Origin of the sequence: Janthinobacterium sp. 61 (assembly GCF_002846335.1) — a bacterium.
Classification (GTDB): Bacteria; Pseudomonadota; Gammaproteobacteria; order Burkholderiales; family Burkholderiaceae_D; genus Janthinobacterium.
On the sequence record NZ_PJMQ01000001.1, the window covers coordinates 4,478,306 to 4,498,989 of the forward strand.

Genomic DNA, 20,684 nt, shown 5'->3' on the forward strand with positions numbered 1-20,684 from the left:
TTACTCGCCCGTGCTGAGTAAAAATTAAGCAAAAATTGGCCCGACGAAGGTTGCGCTAGCAAAAAGACTCTATAATCGGAGCTCTCTTCCCGCATTTTTACTTGCACTGTTACCTATTTATCATGTTATTTCCTACAGAATTCGACGTCATCGTTGTCGGTGGTGGTCACGCCGGTACCGAGGCGGCCCTCGCTTCCGCCCGCATGGGGCAGAAGACGCTATTGCTCACGCATAATATTGAGACATTGGGCCAGATGTCGTGCAATCCCTCCATCGGTGGCATCGGCAAGGGCCACCTGGTCAAGGAGGTCGATGCCATGGGCGGCGCGATGGCGATTGCCACCGACGAATCCGGCATCCAGTTCCGCATCCTGAACTCGTCGAAAGGCCCTGCAGTACGCGCCACGCGCGCTCAGGCTGATCGGCTTCTTTACAAAGCCGCCATCCGCACGCGCCTGGAAAATCAGCCTAATTTATGGCTGTTCCAGCAAGCCGTCGATGATTTGATCGTCGAAGGCGACCGGGTCGTCGGCGCCGTGACGCAGATCGGCTTGAAGTTTCTGGCCCGCGCCGTGGTGCTCACGGCCGGTACCTTCCTCGATGGCAAGATCCACGTGGGCTTGAATAACTACTCGGCCGGCCGCGCCGGCGACCCGCCTGCCATTTCGCTTTCGGCTCGGTTAAAAGAGCTGAAACTGCCGCAGGGTCGTTTGAAAACGGGCACGCCGCCGCGTATCGATGGCCGCACAATCGACTTTTCCGTCATGCAGGAACAGCCGGGCGACCTCGATCCCGTACCCGTCTTTTCCGTCATGGGCAACACGGCCATGCACCCGCGCCAGGTGCCGTGCTGGGTCACGCATACGAATAGCCAGACGCACGACATCATCCGTGCCGGCCTGGACCGCAGCCCCATGTACACGGGCGTCATCGAGGGCGTGGGTCCCCGGTATTGCCCTTCCATCGAAGACAAGATCCACCGTTTCTCGGGCAAGGAATCGCACCAGATCTTCCTCGAGCCGGAAGGTTTGACGACGCATGAGTTCTATCCGAATGGCATCTCCACGAGCCTGCCGTTCGACGTACAGATCGCCCTGGTGCAATCGATGAAGGGCATGGAAAACGCCCACATCCTGCGTCCCGGCTATGCCATCGAATACGATTACTTCGACCCGCGCGGCTTGAAGGCCTCGCTGGAAACGAAGGCCGTGGCTGGCCTGTTCTTTGCCGGCCAGATCAACGGCACCACCGGCTACGAAGAAGCGGCCGCGCAAGGCATGCTGGCGGGCCTGAATGCGGCCTTGCTGACGCAGGACAAGGAAGCCTGGGTACCGGGCCGCTCCGAGGCGTATCTGGGCGTGCTGGTCGACGATCTGATCACCCAGGGCGTGCAGGAACCGTACCGCATGTTCACCAGCCGCGCGGAGTACCGCCTGAGCCTGCGCGAAGACAATGCCGACATGCGCCTGACGGAAATCGGCCGTACTCTGGGCTGCGTGGGCGACGCCCAATGGCAAGCCTTCGAAACGAAGCGCGAAGCGGTGGCGCTGGAACTGCAGCGCCTGCGTTCCACCTGGGTCAATCCGCGCATCCTGGCGGCCGCCGAATCGGAACGTATCGTCGGCCAGGCCATCGAGCGCGAATACTCGCTGGCGGACCTGCTGTGCCGCCCGAACGTGGCCTACGATACCCTGATGAGCATGACGGGCATGGAAGGTCAGGCCCTGGCCGGCCCCGGCGTGGAAGACCCCGCCGTGCGCGAACAGGTGGAAATCCAGCTCAAATACGCGGGCTACATCGAGCGCCAGAGCAAGGAAATCGAGCGACACGAACACTATGAAAACCTGGCCCTGCCGGCCGGTTTCAACTACCTCGATATCGGCGCGCTGTCGGTCGAAGTGCGGCAAAAACTCGACAAGCAGCGCCCTGAAACCCTGGGCCAGGCATCGCGTATTTCCGGCGTGACGCCGGCGGCGATTTCGCTGCTGCTGGTGCATTTGAAAAAGCGCGGCTTCGGTGCCGCGCAGACCACCACTTTAAAGGATGAGGTTGTTGAATGAAGCAGTTTGACCGGGCCGCACTGGCCCCCATTTTGAATGAAGGCATCGCCGCGCTGGAGCTGGACCTGAGCGCGGATCAGACGGAAAAACTGCTCGATTACCTGGCCTTGCTGGCCAAATGGAATAGCGTGTACAACCTGACGTCGGTGCGCGATCCGCTGCAGATGCTGACCTTGCACGTACTCGATTCGCTGGCGGCCGTGCCGGCGTTCGCTCATGCAAAAAATGTACTCGACGTAGGCGCCGGCGGCGGCTTGCCGGGCATGGTACTGGCCATCGCGCGGCCCGATATCCAAGTGTCGATGATCGACACCGTGCATAAAAAGACGGCATTTTTGACGCAGGTGAAGGCCGAACTGGGCTTGAGCAACGTCACCGTGTACACGAAGCGTGTGGAGCAGCTGGAAGTGCAGCAGAAATTCGACGTGATTACCTCGCGCGCCTTTGCTGACCTGTCCGACTTCGTCAACTGGTCGAACCATGTGCTGGCCGAGGGCGGGCAATTCATCGCCTTGAAAGGGGTGGCACCGCCAGACGAGCGCGAGCGACTGCCGGCAGACTGGCAAGTGACACAATTGCGGCCTATCCAGGTGCCAGGGCTAAATGCAGAGCGTCATCTGGTCTTTATAGCAAGAATTTAAAGGCCGCTGAATTAAATGGTATAAATCATATAAACAGTTTATACGGTATAAATAATATAAACCATATAAACGATTTATATCGTATAAATGAAATAAATAGTATAAATCGTTTCGGCGGGATGCCGGGGCGCACGATGAAGTTTGCATCTCTTTACAACTAGAAGATACATGGCCAAAATTTTTTGTGTAGCAAATCAAAAGGGTGGTGTTGGTAAAACCACAACAAGCGTCAACCTCTCCGCCGGTCTGGCCAAGTTGAACCAGCGCGTGCTGCTGGTCGACCTCGACCCGCAGGGCAATGCGACCATGGGCGCCGGCATCAACAAGGCCGGCTTGAAGGCGTCCACCTATGAAGTCATGTTGGGCGAGTCCGATGTCAAGACGGCACGCCAGCGTTCGGAAGCGGGGCGCTTCGATGTCTTGCCGTCGAACCGCGAACTGGCAGGTGCCGAAGTCGAGATGGTCGAACTGGACAACCGCGAACGCCGCCTGAAGGATGCGCTGGCCGAAGTCGACAGCGAATACGACTTCATCCTCGTTGATTGCCCGCCGGCATTATCAATGCTGACCCTGAACGGCCTGTGCGCCGCACATGGCGTGATCATCCCGATGCAGTGCGAGTACTACGCGCTGGAAGGCTTGTCCGACCTGGTCAACACCATCAAGAAGGTGCATGCCAACCTGAACCCGGATCTGAAGATCATCGGTCTCTTGCGCGTGATGTTCGATCCACGCATGACATTATCGCAACAAGTGTCGGCCCAGCTGGAACAGCACTTTGGCGACAAGGTCTTCAATACCATCATCCCGCGCAATGTCCGCCTGGCCGAAGCGCCATCGTACGGCCTGCCCGGAGTGACCTTCGACCCGAGCTCGAAAGGTGCCCAGGCGTATATCGCCTTCGGCGCCGAGATGGTCGAACGTATCAAACATATGTAAACAAAGGGCGAGCGACTCCCATGAATAATGTGAGCGCTTACTCCGAAAACACGATTAGGACAGCATGGCTACGAAAAAATTAAAAGGACTGGGTCGCGGACTCGACGCCCTCCTGGGTGGCGGCGGCGACTTCGCCAGTCCGGACACGCATCAACCCTCCAGCTTGCCCGTATCACAAATGCAAGCTGGCAAGTACCAGCCGCGCACGCGCATGGACGAGGGGGCCCTGAACGAACTGGCCGCCTCGATCAAGGCGCAAGGACTGATGCAGCCCATCCTGGTGCGTCCGATCGGGCAAGACACCCTGAGCGGACTTGTTAAATATGAAATAATTGCCGGTGAGCGCCGTTTCCGCGCCTCGCAGCTGGCCGGCCTGACGGAAGTACCGGTGCTGGTGCGCGATGTGGACGACCTGGCCGCCGCCGCGATGGCGCTGATCGAGAACATCCAGCGCGAAGACCTGAACCCGCTGGAAGAAGCGCAGGGCATCCACCGCCTGATCGCCGACTTCAATTTTACGCATGAGCAAGCGGCCACTGCGCTGGGACGCTCGCGCAGCGCGGTGTCGAACCTGTTGCGCCTGATGAACCTGGCAAGTCCCGTGCAGACCATGCTGATGGCTGGCGATATCGACATGGGCCATGCGCGTGCCTTGCTGGCGGTCGATGCGGCCAGCCAGATCAACCTGGCCAACCAGGTCGTGGCCAAGCGCCTGTCGGTACGCGAAACGGAAAAGCTGGTGACGCGCACGGCCGAAGAAGCGGCCAACCCCGTCGAACCGCGGCAAAAGGAAAAGTCCGGCGACATCGCGCGCCTGGAAGAAGAGTTGTCCGATGCGCTGGCCACGCCCGTGGTGTTCAAGATGGGCAACAAAGGCCGTGGCCAATTAGTGATCGATTTTGCCGATCTTGACGTGCTCGATGGTTTGTTGACCCGCTTGCGTGGTTAAATAGCAAGCTGCAAAGACATGGGAAGTGTGGGTGTGGACAATCCGGCCATGCTTTCCAGATGCACCACGTGATTCCTTGATAACACGGCTGGAAGCGGCCAGACAAGCGACTTTGCCATATAGTGGTGCAAATGGCGGCGAATAGTCGGTAAAGCGTCAGTTTCACGCAGCAATCGCCCTGCTGCGGTGCAGCAACGTTTGACTCTATAGAACAAAGCCAACTATAATCCCGTGTCTTTGCGTGTGTAGATTTTTCTGGGAACTTGGCAATTGAGTGATTCACAACAAAGTATTGCCAAGCCAGTCTACAAAGTAGTTGCCTTGCAGCTAGCAATCGTAATCAGTTTTGCCACGCTCACCTTGTTTTTCGGTGGCAGTGTCAGAGGCTGGTCAGCCGCATGCGGCGGTGCGATCGCCGTTGCCGGCAGTCTAGCGTATGCCTTGCTGGTGGTTCGCGGTAGTAGCGACGCCAAAAAGGCTTTTCGCGCGCACTTGCGTGCGGAAATGGTGAAAATATTTATTACAGCGGTGCTGTTTATATTGGCACTGGTGTTGTTTCAGTCGGCCGCCTGGTTATGGCTGATCTTGGGTTTCGCGGTGGCAACCTTAGCATACTGGTTTTCATTGCTCGCTGTTTAATCATTGGTTTTGGGGCCTGTTGTGCTCTGAAACGACAAATCTAAATTCATTATGACCACAGAACACGCTATTGAAGCGGGCCATGCTGCCCCGGCCAACGCCACAGAATACATCAGCCACCATTTGGCCCACTTGAAAAGCGCCGATGGCGCCTTCAACCTGGACACATTCTGGGTGTCTGCCATCATGGGCTTTGTTTTCCTTGCCGTTTTCTACATGGCTTCGCGCCGTGCGACGGCCGGTGTTCCTGGCAAATTGCAAAACTTCGTCGAAATGATCATGGAAATGGTCAATGAGACTATTAATGGGGCCTTCCACGCAAAAAGCAAGATCATCGCGCCGCTGGCCATCACGATTTTCGTGTGGGTCTGGTTGTTGAACGCAATGGACTTCTTGCCGGTTGACCTGCTGCCGACAGTGTTGAGCTGGTTTGGCGTGCACAAGCTGCGCGTGGTGCCGACCGCCGACGTGAACCATACTTTTGCTATGTCGTTCTCGGTAGTTCTGTGCATTATCGCGTTTTCCGTCAAGGCCAAGGGCCTGGGCGGCTGGATCAAGGAATTGTTTACCGCGCCTTTCCATGCAAGTGGCATCATCGGCACGATCTTGTTGGCACCAGTTAATTTCTTGCTGCAAATGGTTGAGTTGGTTGCAAAACTGATCTCCCTGTCGCTGCGACTGTTCGGCAATATGTATGCCGGTGAGCTGATTTTCATCTTGATCGCGTTGTTGCCTTGGTGGGCACAGTGGGCGTTGGGTGGTCCATGGGCAATTTTCCATATCTTGATTGTAACTTTGCAAGCTTTTGTGTTTATGGCGTTGACGGTTGTGTATCTGAGCCTCGCGGTTGAGAAACATTAATCATTAACTTTATATTTTGTTTTTTTAGTATCTTTCGTTTTTAAATTTAGGAGAATTTTATGCAAGCTCTGATCGCACAAGTACAAAGCATGACCGTTCTGGCAGCAGCAATCATCATCGGCCTGGCCGCAATCGGCACCGCTCTGGGCTTCGCTATCTTGGGTGGCAAATTCCTGGAAGCTTCGGCACGTCAACCAGAACTGATGCCACAACTGCAAACCAAACTGTTCGTTATCGCTGGTCTGCTGGATGCTATCTCGATGATCGGCGTTGGTATCGCTCTGCTGTACACGTTCGCTAACCCGTTCCTGTCCGCTCTGACGGCTGTTGCTCAGTAATTCGCTCCAACCCTAGGAGAAACTTTTAGTTAGGAGCAAAGGTATGGACATCAATATGTCGCTCATCGGCCAGATGATCACCTTCGCGGTGTTGGTCTGGTTCTCGATGAAGTTCGTATTTCCAGCGCTGAACACAGCGCTGGATGAGCGTGCCAAACGAATCGCGGATGGATTGGCTGCGGCCGATCAAGGTCAAGCTTCGATGGCTGTCGCTGAAAAGCGTGCGCAAGAGGCATTGAACAGTGCACGTGAAGAAGCGTCGCAACGCGTTGCGGACGCTGAAAAGCGCGCGCAGCTGGTTGCTGAAGAGATCAAGCAAAATGCACAAGCTGAAGCTGCGCGTATCATTGCGCAAGCCCAGTCGGACGCCGAACAGCAACTGTCGAAAGCACGCGAACAATTGCGCGCTCAGGTGGCTGACCTGGCTGTCAAGGGTGCCGAGCAGATCTTGAAGCGTGAAGTCAACGCTACGGCTCACGCCGAAATGTTGCAGCGTCTTGCTGTCGAGCTGTAATCATGGCAGAACTCGCAACCGTCGCCCGTCCCTACGCGGAAGCTTTGTTCCGCGTAGCCCAAGCTGGTAAGGAGTCAAGCAACCTCGCGGCGTGGTCCGAACTGGTGTCCGAACTGGCACAGATCGGTAGCCACCCCGAGGTACAGGCGTACGCGCGCAATCCGAAAGTTTCGGAAAGCGACGTTGCCGCCACCATCCTGTCGTTGTTGAAATCGCCGCTCAATGAGGAAGTGAAAAACTTCGTCACGTTGTTGATCGAAAATGGCCGCATCAGCCTGCTGCCGGAAATCGGCGCGCAATTCCATACCTTGAAAAATGGTCTGGAAGGTGCGGCTGACGCCGAGATCACGAGCGCTTTCGATCTGAGCGAAGGCCAAACGGCCGAGCTGGTCGCAACGCTGGAAAAGAAATTCAGTCGTAAGCTCAACCCTGCCGTCACAGTGGATCCATCGCTGCTCGGCGGCGTGCGCGTGGTTGTTGGCGACCAAGTGCTCGATACCTCGGTGCGCGCCAAGCTGCAGCAACTGCACGCTGCATTGGTGTCGTAAGACACGCGCTTCGGCAGGCCAGCTAAGACAGACCCTTACCCCTCGCGCAAGCTGAGAGAAACACTTTTAGGAGTTAGTATGCAACTCAACCCATCTGAAATCAGCGAGTTGATCAAGAGCCGGATCCAAGGTCTTGACGGCGGCGCTGAAGTGCGTAATCAAGGCACGGTTATTTCCGTCGCCGACGGTATCTGCCGCATCCACGGTTTGTCGGACGTGATGCAAGGCGAGATGCTGGAATTCCCAGGCAACACGTTTGGCCTGGCAATGAATCTGGAACGCGACTCCGTCGGTTCCGTGATTCTGGGTGCCTACGAGCACATCTCCGAAGGCGACACGGTGAAATGCACCGGCCGCATTCTGGAAGTGCCAATTGGTCCTGAGCTGCTCGGCCGCGTTGTCAACGCGCTGGGTCAGCCAATCGACGGCAAAGGCGCCATCGACACGAAACTGACGGCCGCGATTGAAAAAATCGCTCCGGGCGTTATCGCCCGTGAGTCCGTTTCGCAACCAATGCAAACCGGCCTGAAGTCGATCGATGCGATGGTTCCAGTTGGCCGCGGCCAGCGCGAACTGATCATCGGCGACCGTCAAACCGGCAAGTCGGCTGTGGCGATTGATGCGATCATCAATCAAAAAGGCCAGGGCATGAAATGTATCTACGTCGCGATTGGCCAAAAAGCCTCGTCGATCAAGAACATCGTGCGCTCGCTGGAACAGCACGGCGCGATGGAATACACCATCGTTGTCGCCGCTTCCGCTTCGGAATCGGCCGCCATGCAATACATCTCCCCGTACTCCGGTTGCGCCATGGGCGAATACTTCCGTGACCGCGGTGAAGATGCACTGATCGTCTACGATGATCTGTCCAAACAAGCTGTTGCATACCGTCAAATCTCGCTGCTGCTGCGCCGTCCACCAGGTCGTGAAGCGTACCCAGGCGACGTGTTCTACCTGCACAGCCGCCTGCTGGAACGCGCAGCACGCGTGAACGCCGACTACGTCGAGAAGTTCACCGACGGCGCCGTCAAAGGCAAGACCGGTTCCCTGACGGCACTGCCGATCATTGAAACGCAAGCTGGCGACGTGTCCGCATTCGTTCCAACCAACGTGATTTCGATTACCGACGGTCAGATCTTCCTGGAAACCTCGCTGTTCAACGCCGGTATCCGTCCTGCAATTAACGCCGGTATTTCCGTATCGCGCGTCGGTGGCGCTGCCCAGACCAAGGTAATCAAAAACCTGTCCGGCGGTATCCGTACCGACTTGGCGCAGTACCGTGAACTGGCCGCGTTTGCGCAGTTCGCTTCGGACCTGGATGAATCGACCCGCAAGCAGCTGGACCGTGGTGCCCGCGTAACGGAATTGCTCAAGCAAGCCCAGTACTCGCCACTGTCGATCTCGCTGATGGCCGTATCGCTGTTCTCGGTGAACAAAGGCTTCATGGACGACGTGCCAGTCAAGCAAGTGCTGTCGTTCGAAGCTGGTGTCCACGCTTACATGAAGACCAAGCAAGCTGCTCTGCTGGCCAAGATCGAAGAAACCAAGCAACTCGACAAAGACAGCGAAGCAACTCTGTCGGCGGCCATTGCTGATTTCAAGAAATCCGGCGCATATTAAGCGGCCAGGCGGCGCCCACCTCGAGTGAGGCGCCGCCCTACGCGCAGAAGGAGTAAGGACTCATGGCATCAAGCAAAGAGATACGAGGCAAGATCAAGAGCGTAGAGAATACGAAGAAGATCACCAAGGCGATGGAAATGGTCGCCGCGTCCAAAATGCGCAAGGCGCAAGACCGGATGCGGGCCGCCCGTCCCTACAGTGACAAGATTCGGAATATCGCCGCCAATCTGGCGACCGCCAATCCGGAATACACGCACCCGTTCCTGGCAGCTGCCCAGGGTACGCAAGCGAAGGCAGTGGGCTTCATCGTTGTCACGACCGACAAGGGTCTGTGCGGCGGCATGAACACCAACATCCTGCGCCAGGTGACGTCGAAGTCGCGCGAGCTGGAAGCAGCTGGCAACCGGATTGAAGCAGTTGCCATCGGTAACAAGGGTTTGGGTTTTTTGAATCGCATCGGCGTCAAGATCATTGCGCACGCCATTCAAACCGGTGATACGCCCCACCTGGACAAATTGATCGGACCCGTCAAGGTCATGCTCGAAGAGTTCCAGGCAGGCAAGATCGATGCAGTGTACCTGTGCTACACCAAATTCATCAACACGATGAAACAGGAACCAGTCGTGGAGCAATTGCTGCCTCTGACGGCCGACAAGATGGTTGCCGACAAGGGCGCCCACACGTGGGATTACATCTACGAGCCGGATGCGCAAAGCGTGATCGACGAATTGCTGGAGCGCTATGTAGAAGCGCTGGTGTACCAGGCAGTCGCGGAGAATCTGGCGTCCGAGCAATCGGCACGGATGGTCGCGATGAAAGCTGCAAGCGACAACGCGGGTAGTGTGATCGGCGAATTGAAGCTGATCTACAACAAGACCCGCCAAGCTGCGATTACCAAAGAACTCTCCGAAATCGTCGCCGGTGCGGCTGCGGTTTAAACGAATTTAACTATATTGAAGGAACGAACATGGCTGATGGCAAAATCGTTCAGTGTATCGGCGCTGTGGTGGACGTTGAGTTTCCCCGCAACGCGATGCCTAAGGTATTTGATGCCTTGAAGATGGCAGGCTCGGAACTGACCCTGGAAGTACAACAGCAGTTGGGCGACGGCATTGTCCGTACCATTGCACTCGGCACGTCCGATGGCTTGCGTCGCGGCATGATGATCCAGAACACCGGCAAACCTATCATGGTGCCAGTCGGTAAAGCAACGCTGGGTCGCATCATGGACGTGCTGGGCAACCCGATCGACGAATGCGGCCCAGTGTCGCACGAGCAGATCGCGTCGATCCACCGCACCGCTCCTGCATACGACGAACTGTCGCCATCGCAAGAACTGCTGGAAACCGGCATCAAGGTGATCGACCTGGTTTGCCCGTTTGCAAAAGGCGGTAAAGTTGGTCTGTTCGGCGGCGCTGGCGTAGGCAAGACCGTCAACATGATGGAACTGATTAACAACATCGCCAAAGCGCACAGCGGCGTGTCCGTGTTCGCCGGTGTGGGTGAGCGTACGCGTGAAGGTAACGACTTCTACCACGAGATGGCTGACGCGAAAGTGGTCGATCTGGAAAATCCAGAGAACTCCAAAGTTGCGATGGTCTACGGTCAGATGAATGAACCGCCAGGTAACCGTCTGCGCGTTGCGCTGACCGGCCTGACGATCGCTGAATCGTTCCGTGATGAAGGCAAGGACGTTCTGTTCTTCGTCGACAACATCTACCGCTTTACGCTGGCTGGTACCGAAGTATCGGCACTGCTGGGCCGTATGCCGTCGGCTGTGGGTTACCAACCGACCCTGGCTGAAGAAATGGGCCGTCTGCAAGAGCGTATCACGTCGACCAAGACCGGTTCGATCACCTCGATCCAGGCCGTCTACGTTCCAGCCGATGATTACACCGATCCATCGCCTGCTACCACGTTTGCTCACTTGGATTCGACCGTTGCGCTGTCGCGTGACATCGCTTCCCTGGGTATCTACCCAGCCGTGGACCCACTGGATTCGACCTCGCGTCAGCTGGATCCGTTGATCGTTGGTCAAGAGCACTATGACACCGCGCGTGCCGTGCAAACGACCCTGCAACGCTACAAGGAATTGCGCGACATTATCGCGATTCTGGGTATGGACGAGCTGGCACCGGAAGACAAACTGCTGGTGGCCCGCGCACGTAAGATGCAGCGTTTCCTGTCGCAGCCTTTCCACGTCGCTGAAGTCTTTACCGGCGCGCCTGGTAAATACGTTTCGCTCAAAGACACGATCAAGGGCTTCAAAATGATCGCTTCGGGCGAACTCGATCACCTGCCGGAACAAGCGTTCTACATGGTCGGCACGATCGAAGAAGCAATCGAAAAAGCCAAGAAACTTAACTAAGTTAAGTCTGGGCCTAACCCCGCCCCTTACCAGGCGGGGTTCTTCAACCCGATAGGACACACATGGCACACACAATTCACGTTGACGTGGTTTCCGCTGAAGAACTGATTTTTTCAGGCGAAGCAGAATTCGTCGCGTTGCCGGGTGAACAGGGCGAGCTGGGTATCTACCCACGCCACACGCCTTTGATTACCCGCATCCGTCCGGGCGCGGTCCGCATCAAGGTAGTCGGCCAGGCTGAAGAAGAATTCGTCTTCGTTGCTGGCGGTCTGCTGGAAGTGCAACCGGACACCGTGACCGTCCTGGCCGATACCGCGATCCGCGGTCACGACCTGGATGAAGCGAAAGCGCTGGAAGCGAAGAAGTTGGCGGAAGAAAATATCCACAACAAGGATTCGGGCATCGACTACGCGCAAGCGCAAGCCGAGCTGGCCAGCGCGATTGCGCAGCTGGCAGCGATCCAGAAGCTGCGCAAGCATTAATTCGTTTGCAAGCAGCAGCAAGAAAGGCAGCCTCCGGGCTGCCTTTTTTTTTGCAAAACTCATTTCAGTAAAGCTGATTTCAGTACAAGTTAACGGCGCTTGTCCTTTCCCCGTTCCAGTCCCGCCTTCAATATTGTCTTCCACTTGGCGCGGGCGGCAATGCGTTCGAGTGGCGTCTCGTCAATACGGCGCGCGTCGCGTAGGAGCTTGTGATAATTGCGCAAGCGGTCCCCATCGACGGCGCCGCGCACGGCGCAGCCGGGTTCGCTGGCATGCTGGCAATCGCGGAACTGGCAAGTGGATGCCAGTTCCGCGATGTCATCAAACGTGGCGGCCAGGGTGTCCGCATCGGCATCGGCCTGCCAGCTGCGCAAGCCCGGCGTGTCGATGATGCAGGCGCCGCCCGCGCACAGATGCAGCGAGCGCGCCGTCGTCGTATGGCGGCCACGCCCATCGCCATGGCGCACGCCGTTGGTCGCTTGATTCGCCGCGCACAGCGTATTGGTCAGGCTGGACTTGCCGGCGCCCGATGACCCGAGCAGCACTAGGGTCTGGCCGGCAGCCAGCCAGGGTTCCAGGATGGCCACGTCATACGCATGGCGCGTATCGACGGCAAACAGGGGCACGTGCTGCGGCAGACGGTGTTTCAGCTGCGCCAGCTTGCCGCCCACGTCGTCGGCCGCGTCAGCCTTGCTCAGCACCACCACGGGGCTGACTTGGGCCGCCAGCACGATGGCAAGGTAGCGTTCCAGGCGGCGCGGGTTGAAGTCCTCGTCCAGCCCCATCACCAGCAAGGCCGTGTCGACATTGCTGGCAAGTACCTGGCGCCGGCCGTCATTGCCGCGCCGGGCGATTTGCGTGACGGGGGATAAGTGCGCCCTTATCCACAAGGTGCCGTGAAGGTCGTGTTCAACGGCGATCCAGTCGCCGACCGTGAGCAAGGTGTTCTGCGTCAGCAGCTCGTGCAGCAGGCACGGCAGGAGCTGCGCCGGGTGTTCCAGGATGCCGTCGTGCACGAGGATGCTGTCGCGGTGCACAGCGCTCACGCGCATCAGCTGCGCGGCGGGAGAGGATACGTCGAGTTGGGTGGCTGCGCCGGCGATGGCCTGCTGCAGCCCGATAAGGCGTAGTTGCGCAAAATCGAATGCGATCATGGTAGCGTGATTCCAGATTCTGTCGTCCGCGTGCGGACATGTAGCCTGCGCGTGCAGGCACCGCCAGTCGCCATGACTGGCACGAAAGAAAGGGGAGGTCGGCTACGCGATCACGCGTATGAAGAAGAGCGGGCTAAGGGTCTTAGCCGGGAAAGACCGTGATCAGGCAGCCGACAGCACGGCAGTATCCGAATGGCGCATGTTGTCTACTCCTGTTGTGCGATGGAAAACGCCAGTGTGCCAGCGGCGTGCGCCGGCGTCAACCTCAGCTGCACATGCCGTAAGCCTGGCGCTCGGGGAAATAGCGGTACGTAAACGTGCGCACCGGATAGCGCTTGCCGGCGACGAGCATGTCGGGCATCGACAGATCAAAGCGCTGCGGCAGCTGGCGCGGCAGTTGCAGGCGCAAGCGCCACTGGGTTTCGGCGCTCGAACCCACGGCCGAAAACATGATGGGCAGTGTTTCGATGACGTCGACCATCTCCGCCTTGCGGCTCACGCCGCGCTGGTAAATGGTGAGTATCTTGGCTTCGGCGAACGGTGCTTGTTTCGGTTCTTCCAGCAGGAAGGACAGGCGCGTAAAACTGGCTTGGGTACCGACGGGCAAGGTAAAAATCAGCGCCAGCTCCGTGCCCCCTTCCTTCAAGGTGACGGGGGGCGTGGCATACACGCTGATACCGCGCGGCAGCTCGAAACGCGAGCCCTCCGTCCAGGTCTTGCACTCGGGCGTGGTAGCCTGGTACAGGCTGGGCGCCGTGTAGTCGTCGCAGGCGGAAACCAGCAGTAGCAGGGGCAGGGCGAGGAGGGCGGAACGGCGCATGGGAGTCACGGTTGGAGGATCAGCCGACAGTGTAAGCGATCGCCACGCGATCCACCAGCGACGCTAGGAGTGCTCCGGCGGGGCGCGCCTCACGGATTGCGGCTGGCAGTGCGCCGCCTGCAGCGCATCCTTGATGACGTCCAGCGCCAGCTGCGGCCGGGCCGCGCCGCACATGAAGATGTCGACGGCGGCAAAGCTGCATTCCGGCCAGGTGTGGATGGAAATGTGCGATTCGGCCAGCAGCAGCACGCCCGTGACGCCCTGGCCCGGGCCAAAGCTGTGGAAATGGCCGTGCAGCACTTGCGCGCCGGCCGCGATGGCCGCTGCGCGCAGCAGGCGTTCGAGCGCGGCGCAGTCGCGCAGGCGTTCCGGCGCGATGCCGGACAAGTCGGCCAGCAGATGGATGCCCAGGGGCAGATGCGGTGTGGCGGTCATGCTTATTTGTGGCTGCCGCCACTGGAGCCGCCACCATAGCTGCCGCCGCCGCTGCCCGTGCGCGAACTCCAGCTGCTGCCGCTGCTGCTGCCGGCTACCTTGAACATGCGCACCCAATTGGCGGCCGTGACACTGAAGGTCACCATCAGGGCATAGATCACATATTTACTCATGGAGGATTCTTTGCATTCTTGTCGAGGAAAACGGCGGGCAGGAACAGCGCCAGGCAGCCCAGCAAACTCCACATCAAGGTGCTGGAGAACGAGACAAACATGGGAATCGCATTCAAGACCAGCACGATGACGATGAAGACCTTGGCGATGCCGCGGTGGCTCAGCTGGATATTCTGCACCTTGGCGCCGCCATGGAAGGCGGCGCCGAACCAGGCTGCCATCTGGTCATAGGCAACGGGTACGGAGCGCGACCAGGTCATTTCCTCGCTGGTGAGCTCCGCCGCCAGCTTGGTCTGTCCCTGCTCGAATTCATAGACGCGCGTGCTGTCGCCGACGGCCACCTTCCAGTTGAAGGCGCCTGCCGCGTACACGACCTGCGAGCCGTAGTCATACAGTTTGCGGTAGCTTGCGCCATCGAGCTTGCAGGTATCGGCGTCCAATGACGCCCAGTTGGGCCAGTTCGGCAGCACGTTCGAGCGCGACCAGCCATCGTCCGTTTCCACCAGCCAGAAGAAGCCGGCCCGCGCGTTGTACAGCAGGTACTCGTTCCACTCGCTGCCTTCATCGTCGGCGCGGCGCATCATGCCGATGACCGTGAAATCGACATTGCTGATCTTCGCGCTGGCGCCCAGCTCCAGCGTGATGTCAGCGTTGTCGTGCACCTGCTTGCCGATGGCCAGCACCTGCGCCTCCGGACCGCTGGCGTCGAGCTGCGCGTGGCAGGCAGGACACACCAGCTGCGCCGCCGCGCCAGGCACATATTGGATGCCGCTGCCGCAGGACGGGCAGTCGAGCGCGTCGAGCTTGCCGCGGTACTTGCCGGCGCTTTTGGCGATGGCGTCGTCGTCGCGCAGGAGCTGGCACTGCAAGCCGTCCAAGGTGACGGCGACGCCCTGGTAGACGACGGGTTGCGGGCCATCCGTGTAGTCAAGCGTGACAAAGCTGGCGTAGTTGCGGAAGTCCGCCACCTGGATGCGCCAGCCGGCGCCCACCTTGAACGGCAATTCACCCTGGCCGGCGATGCATTCGGCATTGCGGATCTCGGCCGCCGTATAAGGCTCGCCGCAGATCGTGTAGCGCTTGCCCGGCGCCAGTTCGCCAAAGACGGGCAGGGCGTCTTGCGTGCTGCGCTCGCGCGTCAGGGTGTACAGGCCGGACGAGTCGCCCAGCCAGGCCGTGCTGGCGTCGTCGAACAGCAGATACCACTCGTTCCACGTGCCGGCGCTGTAGCGCTGCTGGATGCGGCCGACGACGGTAAAGTGCAAGCCATCGTGCACGCCGGCCGTGCCGATCTGGATCGGTGAATAGTCTTCCAGGACGGCCGACATCTTGCCCACGTCCCTGACGGAATCGGCGTCTTTGAGGATGGTGCTGTGGCAGTACTCGCACACGGCGAGCACGGAAGCGTGCGAGCGGAAGTGAACTTCCGCGCCGCAGCTGGGACAGGAAACAGTTTGCATGCAGTCGCGCTTAGCCGATCAGTTTTTTCAGCAGTTCAGCCTTGGCGCCGTCGTAGTCGGCTGGCGAAATGAGGCCCTTGTCGAGCAAGCCTTTGAGTTTTTCCAGGCGCGCCTCGATCGGTTCTTCCGCGGGGGCCGGTGGCGCCGCAGGCGGTGCGGCCGGGGCAGGTGCCGGCTGCTGTAGCGCTCCGCCCATGCTTTGCGCCATCACCTGGCCGATCGACAGCCCTGCACCGAGACCGGCGCCGATGCCGGCCATGCCGCCCTCGTTTTGCGCCGCCAGCGGGATCGCGTTGGCCACCTGGAATTTGGTAAAGCCACTCATCTTGTCGGCGCCCAGGCCGCCCTTCATGCCGGCCGAGATGCGCTCGTCGAGCGCCGCCTGCAATTCCTCGGGCAGGCTGATGCTGGCCACGTTGAATTCATCGAGGCCCACGCCATAGCGGGAAAACGCCTGCGCCAGGCCATCCTTGACTTCCTGCGCCATCAGCGCCTGGTTGGCCGCCATGTCGAGGAAGGGCACGTTGGCGCCGCCCAGCGAGCTGGCCATGCTGGACATCAAGATACCGCGCAACTGGTCTTCCACCTCGTCGCGCGTATAGACCTCGCGCGTGCCGCTGATCTCGGTGAAGAAGGTGCGGGCGTCGGCGATGCGGTACGAGTACATGCCGAAGGCGCGCACGCGGATCATGTCGAAATCCTTGTCGCGGATGGTGATCGGCTGCGGCGTGCCCCATTTGCGGCCTGTCTGCACGCGGGTGCTGAAGTAATACACATCCGATTTGAAGGGCGAGTCGAACAGCTTGTCCCAGTTTTTCAGGTTGGTAAGCAAGGGTAATGTTTGCGTCGTCAGCTTGTGCGTGCCGGGACCGAAGACGTCGGCGATCTTGCCTTCGTTGACGAAGACGGCGACCTGCGATTCGCGCACATTCAGGATGGCGCCATTCTGGATTTCGAAATCCTGCATGGGAAAACGCCAGGCCAGTACGCCTTCCGTCTCTTCGTTCCACTGCAGTACGTCGATAAACTGCTTCTTGATAAAGCTGCCGAGGCTCATGATGGATATCCTTGAATAAGATAAAGCGGTGTCAGGAAATGCAGGCGGCGTTGATGGCGCCGATCGACAGGGAAACGGCGCCCAGCAGGCCGCCGAAGGCGCTGTTGTTCGATTCGATCTGGTCCTTCGACATGCGCAGCAAGCGCGTGGTGACCACATAGGCGAGCAATTGCACCACCATGGCACCGAAGGCCCAGGCGAAGAATTGCTGGTAATCGGCCGTGTGCATCAGGGACGAGGCGATGGTGGCGGAAAAGCCCAGCAGGGCGCCGCCCAGCGACAGGGCCGCCGCGTGGTTGCCCTGGCGGATCAGCAGCACCTCGTTATACGGCGTGACGCGCGTGTAGATGATAAAAAATACAATCAGCAGCCCGGCGGCCAGTAAAAGATGGATCAGATAGTTTAGGATGGCGGGCACGGCATTCCTCGCAATGAGTATTTGATAACGTCAACGCATATTAGAACAAAAAAAGTCCAATGAACAAAAAGATTCTGATTTTGTCCGTCTTCGTGGTCGCCTCCTGCGGCCTCGCGTATGAGCTGATCGCCGGCGCCATGTCCAGCTACCTGCTTGGAGACTCCATCCTGCAGTTTTCCACCATCATTGGCTGTTACTTGTTTGCCATGGGTGTGGGTGCTCACTTTTCAAAGTATGTGCGGGACGATGACGTGCTCTCTCGCTTCGTCGACATCGAACTGGCCGTGGGCCTGATCGGTGGCCTGTCGGCCGCCATCCTGTTCATGACGTTTTCGTGGATGGCCGCGCCATTTCGCACCTTATTGTATGTGATGGTGTTCCTGATCGGCGCACTGGTCGGTATGGAAGTGCCACTGGTGATGCGCGCCTTGAATTCGCGCCAGACGGAATTTTCTGAACTGGTCAGCCGCGTGCTCACCTTCGATTACCTGGGCGCGTTGGCCGTCTCGCTGCTGTTCCCGCTGGTGCTGTCACCGTACCTGGGACTGGTACGCACGGGCTTTTTGTTCGGCATGCTTAATGTTGGCGTGGGCCTGTGGACAATCTATGTGTTTCGCGCGGAGCTGAAGAACCTCACGGGGCGCTTCCTGCGCGCCTGCGCCGTGATGCTGGTACTGATCGCCGGCTTTGCCATGTCGGACCGCATGGTGGCCTGGGGCGAACACGGCCTGTTCGGCGACCAGATCGTGTATTCCACCACCACGCCCTACCAGCGTCTGGTGATCACGCGCTGGAAGGACGATACGCGTTTATACATCAATGGCAACCTGCAGTTTTCCTCGCGCGACGAGTACCGCTACCACGAGGCGCTGGTGCATCCCGTGCTGGAAGCCTTGCCGTGGGCACGCCGCGTGCTGGTGCTGGGCGGCGGCGATGGCCTGGCGCTGCGCGAGATCCTGCGCTATCCGAATATCGAACACGTCACCGTGGTCGACCTCGACCCCGCCATGACGGGCGCGTTTACTACGCGCCCGGAACTGGCCAAGTTGAATAACAGCTCGTTCTCGGACAAGCGTGTCACCGTCGTCAATGCCGATGCCGCCGTCTGGCTGCGTAACAACGCCGACATGTTCGATGCGGCCATCGTCGATTTCCCCGATCCGTCCAGCTTCGCGCTCGGTAAACTGTACTCTGTTCCCTTCTATGATCTGGTGAAAAAGCACTTGGCGGCCAAAGGCCTGATGGTGGTGCAATCGACGTCGCCCTTCTTTGCTCCGCATGCCTACTGGACCATCAATTCGACCTTGCGCGAAGTGGGCATGCGCACCTGGCCCTACCACGCCTACGTGCCCTCGTTCGGCGAATGGGGGTTTATCCTGGCTTCACCCCAGCTCGACTACACACCGCCGACGAAGTACCGCCTGCCGATGCGCTACCTGAATGCGGACACCACGCGCGAAATGTTCATCTTCCCCCCTGACATGCAGCCGCTGCCGATGGCGCCGAATCGCTTGAATACCCAGTCGCTCGTGCATGAATTCGAGCAGGACTGGAACCGGGTGATCCGCTGATGCAGCGCCGTTCCTTCATGCTGTGGGCCGCCGGCGGCACGGCGGCAGCCGCAGCTGGCATCGGCAGCATCACCGCGTATCTGCGCTGGCAGGAAATCACGCCGACAGTGCTGTATCCGGGCCGCAGCGAAGGACACTATCTTCGCGATCGCAAGGCATTGCCAGCGCCTACCCGAACGCTGACGACCGATGTCGCCATCCTTGGTTCCGGCATCGCCGGCCTGACGGCTGCCTGGCGCCTGAACAAGCTTGGGCACCGGGATTTCCTGATGATCGACGGCCCCCAGCCCTACGGCAACGCGGCCGGAGGCCATTTCGGCGACCTGGCCTATCCGACCGGTGGCCATTATTTGCCGTTGCCCTCGCCCGAATCGATCCATGTGCGTGAGATCCTGTTCGACCTGGGGATCATTCAACGCGACCCGATGGCGGAAAAGCCGACCTACGACGAGCGCTATATTCTGCACGCGCCCGAGGAACGATTGCTGTTCAATGGCCAGTGGCAGGATGGCTTCATTCCCACCGAAGGCGTGCCGCCGGCGGAACTGGCGCAGCACCAGCGCTTCTTTGCGCAGGTGGCGCAGCTGCGCCAGGCGCGCGGCAACGATGGCAAGCGCGTGTTTGTCTTTCCCACCGTGGAATCGTCGCAAGACCCAGCCTGGCAGGCGCTCGACAACATCAGCTTGAAGACCTGGATGGAGCAGCACGGCTATACCTCGCCCACCTTGCACTGGTATTTGAATTACTGCTGCCGCGACGACTACGGCACGCGCTACGACCAGGTCTCGGCCTGGGCCGGCCTGCATTACTACTGCAGCCGCTGGGGGCAGGCGGCCAATGCCGGTAACGGCGCCTGGCTGACCTGGCCCGGTGGCATGCAACCCGTGGCCACGGCCATGGAAAAGACCTCCGGCGTCGAACGCCATGCGGGTACGGTGATCTCCGTCACCACCACGACTGATGGTGTGGAAGCGCTGTGTTTTGAACTGGTCGACGGCCAGCCGCGCACTTACCTGGTCAAGGCACGCAAGGCCATCTGTGCCATGCCACTGTATGTGGCGGCGCGCGTGGTGAACAACATCGCCGACTACGGCTTCGACGCGAAACGCCATACGCCCGCCTATGCGCCATGGATGGTGGCCAACTTCCTGCTCAAGCGCTTTCCCGACGAACTGCCGCATGCGCCGCTCTGCTGGGACAACGTGGTGTACCAGGAGCCTGGCCTCGGCTATGTCGTCTCCACGCACCAGGATATCCGCGTGCGCCCGCCCGAGAAAACTGTCTTCAGCGCCTACGTGGCCCTGTCCGACCGCACGCCGCAGGAAGCGCGCAAGTGGCTCGACACGGCCAGTTCCGAGGAATTGCTGGCGCTGGCCAGCGTCGACCTGAAAACGGCGTATGGGCGCGATTTTGCCAGCTGCGTCGAACGCGTCGACATTACCGTGCGCGGCCATGCGATGGCCGCGCCGTTGCCGGGATTTCGCAGCAATGCGGGGCTGAAGGCGCTGCGTGAACACGACGGCGCGATCCTGTTCGCGCATGCCGATTTGTCCGGCTTTTCCGTGTTCGAGGAGGCGGCGTGGTGGGGTGACAGGGCGGCGCGGCTGGCGGTGAAATGAAAAAAGGCCGGCGCAAGC

The 20,684-nt window shown here is 59.3% G+C and carries 22 protein-coding genes; 15 read left to right on the forward strand and 7 right to left on the reverse strand.

The features are described 5' to 3' along the window. Nucleotides 1-122: 122 nt before the first annotated feature. From mnmG to CLU92_RS20320, 13 genes are all read left to right on the forward strand, one after another. On the forward strand, nucleotides 123-2,060 hold the full coding sequence (gene mnmG, locus CLU92_RS20260; protein WP_101483359.1) for a tRNA uridine-5-carboxymethylaminomethyl(34) synthesis enzyme MnmG: 1,938 nt from the start codon (nucleotides 123-125) through the stop codon (nucleotides 2,058-2,060). Then, complete coding sequence (rsmG, locus tag CLU92_RS20265) at nucleotides 2,057-2,701, forward strand: 16S rRNA (guanine(527)-N(7))-methyltransferase RsmG (RefSeq protein ID WP_101483360.1); 645 nt, start codon at nucleotides 2,057-2,059, stop codon at nucleotides 2,699-2,701. Before mnmG ends, rsmG begins: the two co-directional genes overlap by 4 nt. A 168-nt stretch (nucleotides 2,702-2,869) precedes the next feature. Beyond that, nucleotides 2,870-3,640, forward strand: coding sequence for a ParA family protein (locus CLU92_RS20270; protein ID WP_046681849.1), 771 nt, complete (start codon nucleotides 2,870-2,872; stop codon nucleotides 3,638-3,640). A gap of 64 nt (nucleotides 3,641-3,704) precedes the next feature. Next, entirely contained in the window at nucleotides 3,705-4,589 is an 885-nt protein-coding gene (locus CLU92_RS20275) for a ParB/RepB/Spo0J family partition protein (protein ID WP_101483361.1), read from the forward strand. 270 nt (nucleotides 4,590-4,859) lie between these two features. Beyond that, nucleotides 4,860-5,228 carry an ATP synthase subunit I gene (locus tag CLU92_RS20280; protein ID WP_101483362.1) on the forward strand — a complete coding sequence of 123 codons (369 nt, stop codon included), beginning with the start codon at nucleotides 4,860-4,862 and terminating at the stop codon, nucleotides 5,226-5,228. Between the two features lie 51 nt (nucleotides 5,229-5,279). After that, a complete protein-coding gene (gene atpB, locus CLU92_RS20285) occupies nucleotides 5,280-6,089 on the forward strand; it encodes a F0F1 ATP synthase subunit A (protein ID WP_071080010.1) in 810 nt (269 codons plus the stop codon). A gap of 59 nt (nucleotides 6,090-6,148) precedes the next feature. Continuing rightward, nucleotides 6,149-6,427 (forward strand): F0F1 ATP synthase subunit C, encoded by a 279-nt coding sequence (atpE, locus tag CLU92_RS20290; RefSeq protein WP_071080009.1) that lies wholly within the window; start codon nucleotides 6,149-6,151, stop codon nucleotides 6,425-6,427. Nucleotides 6,428-6,470: 43 nt separating this feature from the next. Beyond that, entirely contained in the window at nucleotides 6,471-6,941 is a 471-nt protein-coding gene (locus CLU92_RS20295; protein WP_099761157.1) for a F0F1 ATP synthase subunit B, read from the forward strand. A gap of 2 nt (nucleotides 6,942-6,943) precedes the next feature. Next, entirely contained in the window at nucleotides 6,944-7,489 is a 546-nt protein-coding gene (locus CLU92_RS20300; RefSeq protein ID WP_010393786.1) for a F0F1 ATP synthase subunit delta, read from the forward strand. A gap of 78 nt (nucleotides 7,490-7,567) precedes the next feature. Further along, nucleotides 7,568-9,109 carry a F0F1 ATP synthase subunit alpha gene (atpA, locus tag CLU92_RS20305; RefSeq protein WP_071080007.1) on the forward strand — a complete coding sequence of 514 codons (1,542 nt, stop codon included), beginning with the start codon at nucleotides 7,568-7,570 and terminating at the stop codon, nucleotides 9,107-9,109. Nucleotides 9,110-9,171: 62 nt separating this feature from the next. After that, nucleotides 9,172-10,047 carry a F0F1 ATP synthase subunit gamma gene (gene atpG, locus CLU92_RS20310; RefSeq protein ID WP_101483363.1) on the forward strand — a complete coding sequence of 292 codons (876 nt, stop codon included), beginning with the start codon at nucleotides 9,172-9,174 and terminating at the stop codon, nucleotides 10,045-10,047. A gap of 29 nt (nucleotides 10,048-10,076) precedes the next feature. After that, the gene (gene atpD, locus CLU92_RS20315) at nucleotides 10,077-11,477 is read left to right on the forward strand and encodes a F0F1 ATP synthase subunit beta (protein ID WP_101483364.1); all 1,401 of its coding nucleotides are present in this window, start codon (nucleotides 10,077-10,079) and stop codon (nucleotides 11,475-11,477) included. A gap of 62 nt (nucleotides 11,478-11,539) precedes the next feature. Continuing rightward, a complete protein-coding gene (locus tag CLU92_RS20320) occupies nucleotides 11,540-11,959 on the forward strand; it encodes a F0F1 ATP synthase subunit epsilon (protein WP_065307860.1) in 420 nt (139 codons plus the stop codon). An 89-nt stretch (nucleotides 11,960-12,048) separates the two neighbouring features. On the opposite strand, the gene rsgA is transcribed toward CLU92_RS20320, so the two are convergent. From rsgA to CLU92_RS20350, 7 genes are all read right to left on the reverse strand, one after another. Next, complete coding sequence (gene rsgA / locus CLU92_RS20325) at nucleotides 12,049-13,113, reverse strand: ribosome small subunit-dependent GTPase A (RefSeq protein WP_101483365.1); 1,065 nt, start codon at nucleotides 13,111-13,113, stop codon at nucleotides 12,049-12,051. A gap of 265 nt (nucleotides 13,114-13,378) precedes the next feature. Beyond that, complete coding sequence (locus CLU92_RS20330; protein ID WP_071080003.1) at nucleotides 13,379-13,933, reverse strand: hypothetical protein; 555 nt, start codon at nucleotides 13,931-13,933, stop codon at nucleotides 13,379-13,381. A 63-nt stretch (nucleotides 13,934-13,996) separates the two neighbouring features. After that, nucleotides 13,997-14,368, reverse strand: coding sequence for an adenosylmethionine decarboxylase (gene speD / locus CLU92_RS20335; protein WP_101483366.1), 372 nt, complete (start codon nucleotides 14,366-14,368; stop codon nucleotides 13,997-13,999). 2 nt (nucleotides 14,369-14,370) lie between these two features. Next, nucleotides 14,371-14,541 carry a hypothetical protein gene (locus CLU92_RS27860; protein ID WP_157814714.1) on the reverse strand — a complete coding sequence of 57 codons (171 nt, stop codon included), beginning with the start codon at nucleotides 14,539-14,541 and terminating at the stop codon, nucleotides 14,371-14,373. After that, complete coding sequence (locus tag CLU92_RS20340) at nucleotides 14,538-16,001, reverse strand: DUF4178 domain-containing protein (protein ID WP_101483367.1); 1,464 nt, start codon at nucleotides 15,999-16,001, stop codon at nucleotides 14,538-14,540. Before CLU92_RS20340 ends, CLU92_RS27860 begins: the two co-directional genes overlap by 4 nt. A gap of 10 nt (nucleotides 16,002-16,011) precedes the next feature. After that, a complete protein-coding gene (locus CLU92_RS20345; RefSeq protein ID WP_101483368.1) occupies nucleotides 16,012-17,058 on the reverse strand; it encodes an SPFH domain-containing protein in 1,047 nt (348 codons plus the stop codon). Nucleotides 17,059-17,089: 31 nt separating this feature from the next. Then, on the reverse strand, nucleotides 17,090-17,476 hold the full coding sequence (locus CLU92_RS20350) for a DUF350 domain-containing protein (protein ID WP_101483369.1): 387 nt from the start codon (nucleotides 17,474-17,476) through the stop codon (nucleotides 17,090-17,092). Between the two features lie 59 nt (nucleotides 17,477-17,535). Here CLU92_RS20350 and CLU92_RS20355 point away from each other — a divergent pair, with 59 nt between their 5' ends. Beyond that, complete coding sequence (locus tag CLU92_RS20355) at nucleotides 17,536-19,047, forward strand: polyamine aminopropyltransferase (protein WP_101483370.1); 1,512 nt, start codon at nucleotides 17,536-17,538, stop codon at nucleotides 19,045-19,047. Then, entirely contained in the window at nucleotides 19,047-20,666 is a 1,620-nt protein-coding gene (locus tag CLU92_RS20360; protein ID WP_101483371.1) for an NAD(P)/FAD-dependent oxidoreductase, read from the forward strand. The genes CLU92_RS20355 and CLU92_RS20360 overlap by 1 nt, the downstream gene beginning before the upstream one ends. Nucleotides 20,667-20,684: the final 18 nt, after the last annotated feature.

Coding starts and splice junctions, on each gene's coding strand:
- mnmG (WP_101483359.1), top strand. CDS start 123: ATGTTATTTCCTACAGAATTCGACGTCATCGTTGTCGGTGGTGGTCAC.
- rsmG (WP_101483360.1), top strand. CDS start 2,057: ATGAAGCAGTTTGACCGGGCCGCACTGGCCCCCATTTTGAATGAAGGC.
- CLU92_RS20270 (WP_046681849.1), top strand. CDS start 2,870: ATGGCCAAAATTTTTTGTGTAGCAAATCAAAAGGGTGGTGTTGGTAAA.
- CLU92_RS20275 (WP_101483361.1), top strand. CDS start 3,705: ATGGCTACGAAAAAATTAAAAGGACTGGGTCGCGGACTCGACGCCCTC.
- atpB (WP_071080010.1), top strand. CDS start 5,280: ATGACCACAGAACACGCTATTGAAGCGGGCCATGCTGCCCCGGCCAAC.
- atpE (WP_071080009.1), top strand. CDS start 6,149: ATGCAAGCTCTGATCGCACAAGTACAAAGCATGACCGTTCTGGCAGCA.
- CLU92_RS20295 (WP_099761157.1), top strand. CDS start 6,471: ATGGACATCAATATGTCGCTCATCGGCCAGATGATCACCTTCGCGGTG.
- CLU92_RS20300 (WP_010393786.1), top strand. CDS start 6,944: ATGGCAGAACTCGCAACCGTCGCCCGTCCCTACGCGGAAGCTTTGTTC.
- atpA (WP_071080007.1), top strand. CDS start 7,568: ATGCAACTCAACCCATCTGAAATCAGCGAGTTGATCAAGAGCCGGATC.
- atpG (WP_101483363.1), top strand. CDS start 9,172: ATGGCATCAAGCAAAGAGATACGAGGCAAGATCAAGAGCGTAGAGAAT.
- atpD (WP_101483364.1), top strand. CDS start 10,077: ATGGCTGATGGCAAAATCGTTCAGTGTATCGGCGCTGTGGTGGACGTT.
- CLU92_RS20320 (WP_065307860.1), top strand. CDS start 11,540: ATGGCACACACAATTCACGTTGACGTGGTTTCCGCTGAAGAACTGATT.
- rsgA (WP_101483365.1), bottom strand. CDS start 13,113: ATGATCGCATTCGATTTTGCGCAACTACGCCTTATCGGGCTGCAGCAG.
- CLU92_RS20330 (WP_071080003.1), bottom strand. CDS start 13,933: ATGCGCCGTTCCGCCCTCCTCGCCCTGCCCCTGCTACTGCTGGTTTCC.
- speD (WP_101483366.1), bottom strand. CDS start 14,368: ATGACCGCCACACCGCATCTGCCCCTGGGCATCCATCTGCTGGCCGAC.
- CLU92_RS27860 (WP_157814714.1), bottom strand. CDS start 14,541: ATGAGTAAATATGTGATCTATGCCCTGATGGTGACCTTCAGTGTCACG.
- CLU92_RS20340 (WP_101483367.1), bottom strand. CDS start 16,001: ATGCAAACTGTTTCCTGTCCCAGCTGCGGCGCGGAAGTTCACTTCCGC.
- CLU92_RS20345 (WP_101483368.1), bottom strand. CDS start 17,058: ATGAGCCTCGGCAGCTTTATCAAGAAGCAGTTTATCGACGTACTGCAG.
- CLU92_RS20355 (WP_101483370.1), top strand. CDS start 17,536: ATGAACAAAAAGATTCTGATTTTGTCCGTCTTCGTGGTCGCCTCCTGC.
- CLU92_RS20360 (WP_101483371.1), top strand. CDS start 19,047: ATGCAGCGCCGTTCCTTCATGCTGTGGGCCGCCGGCGGCACGGCGGCA.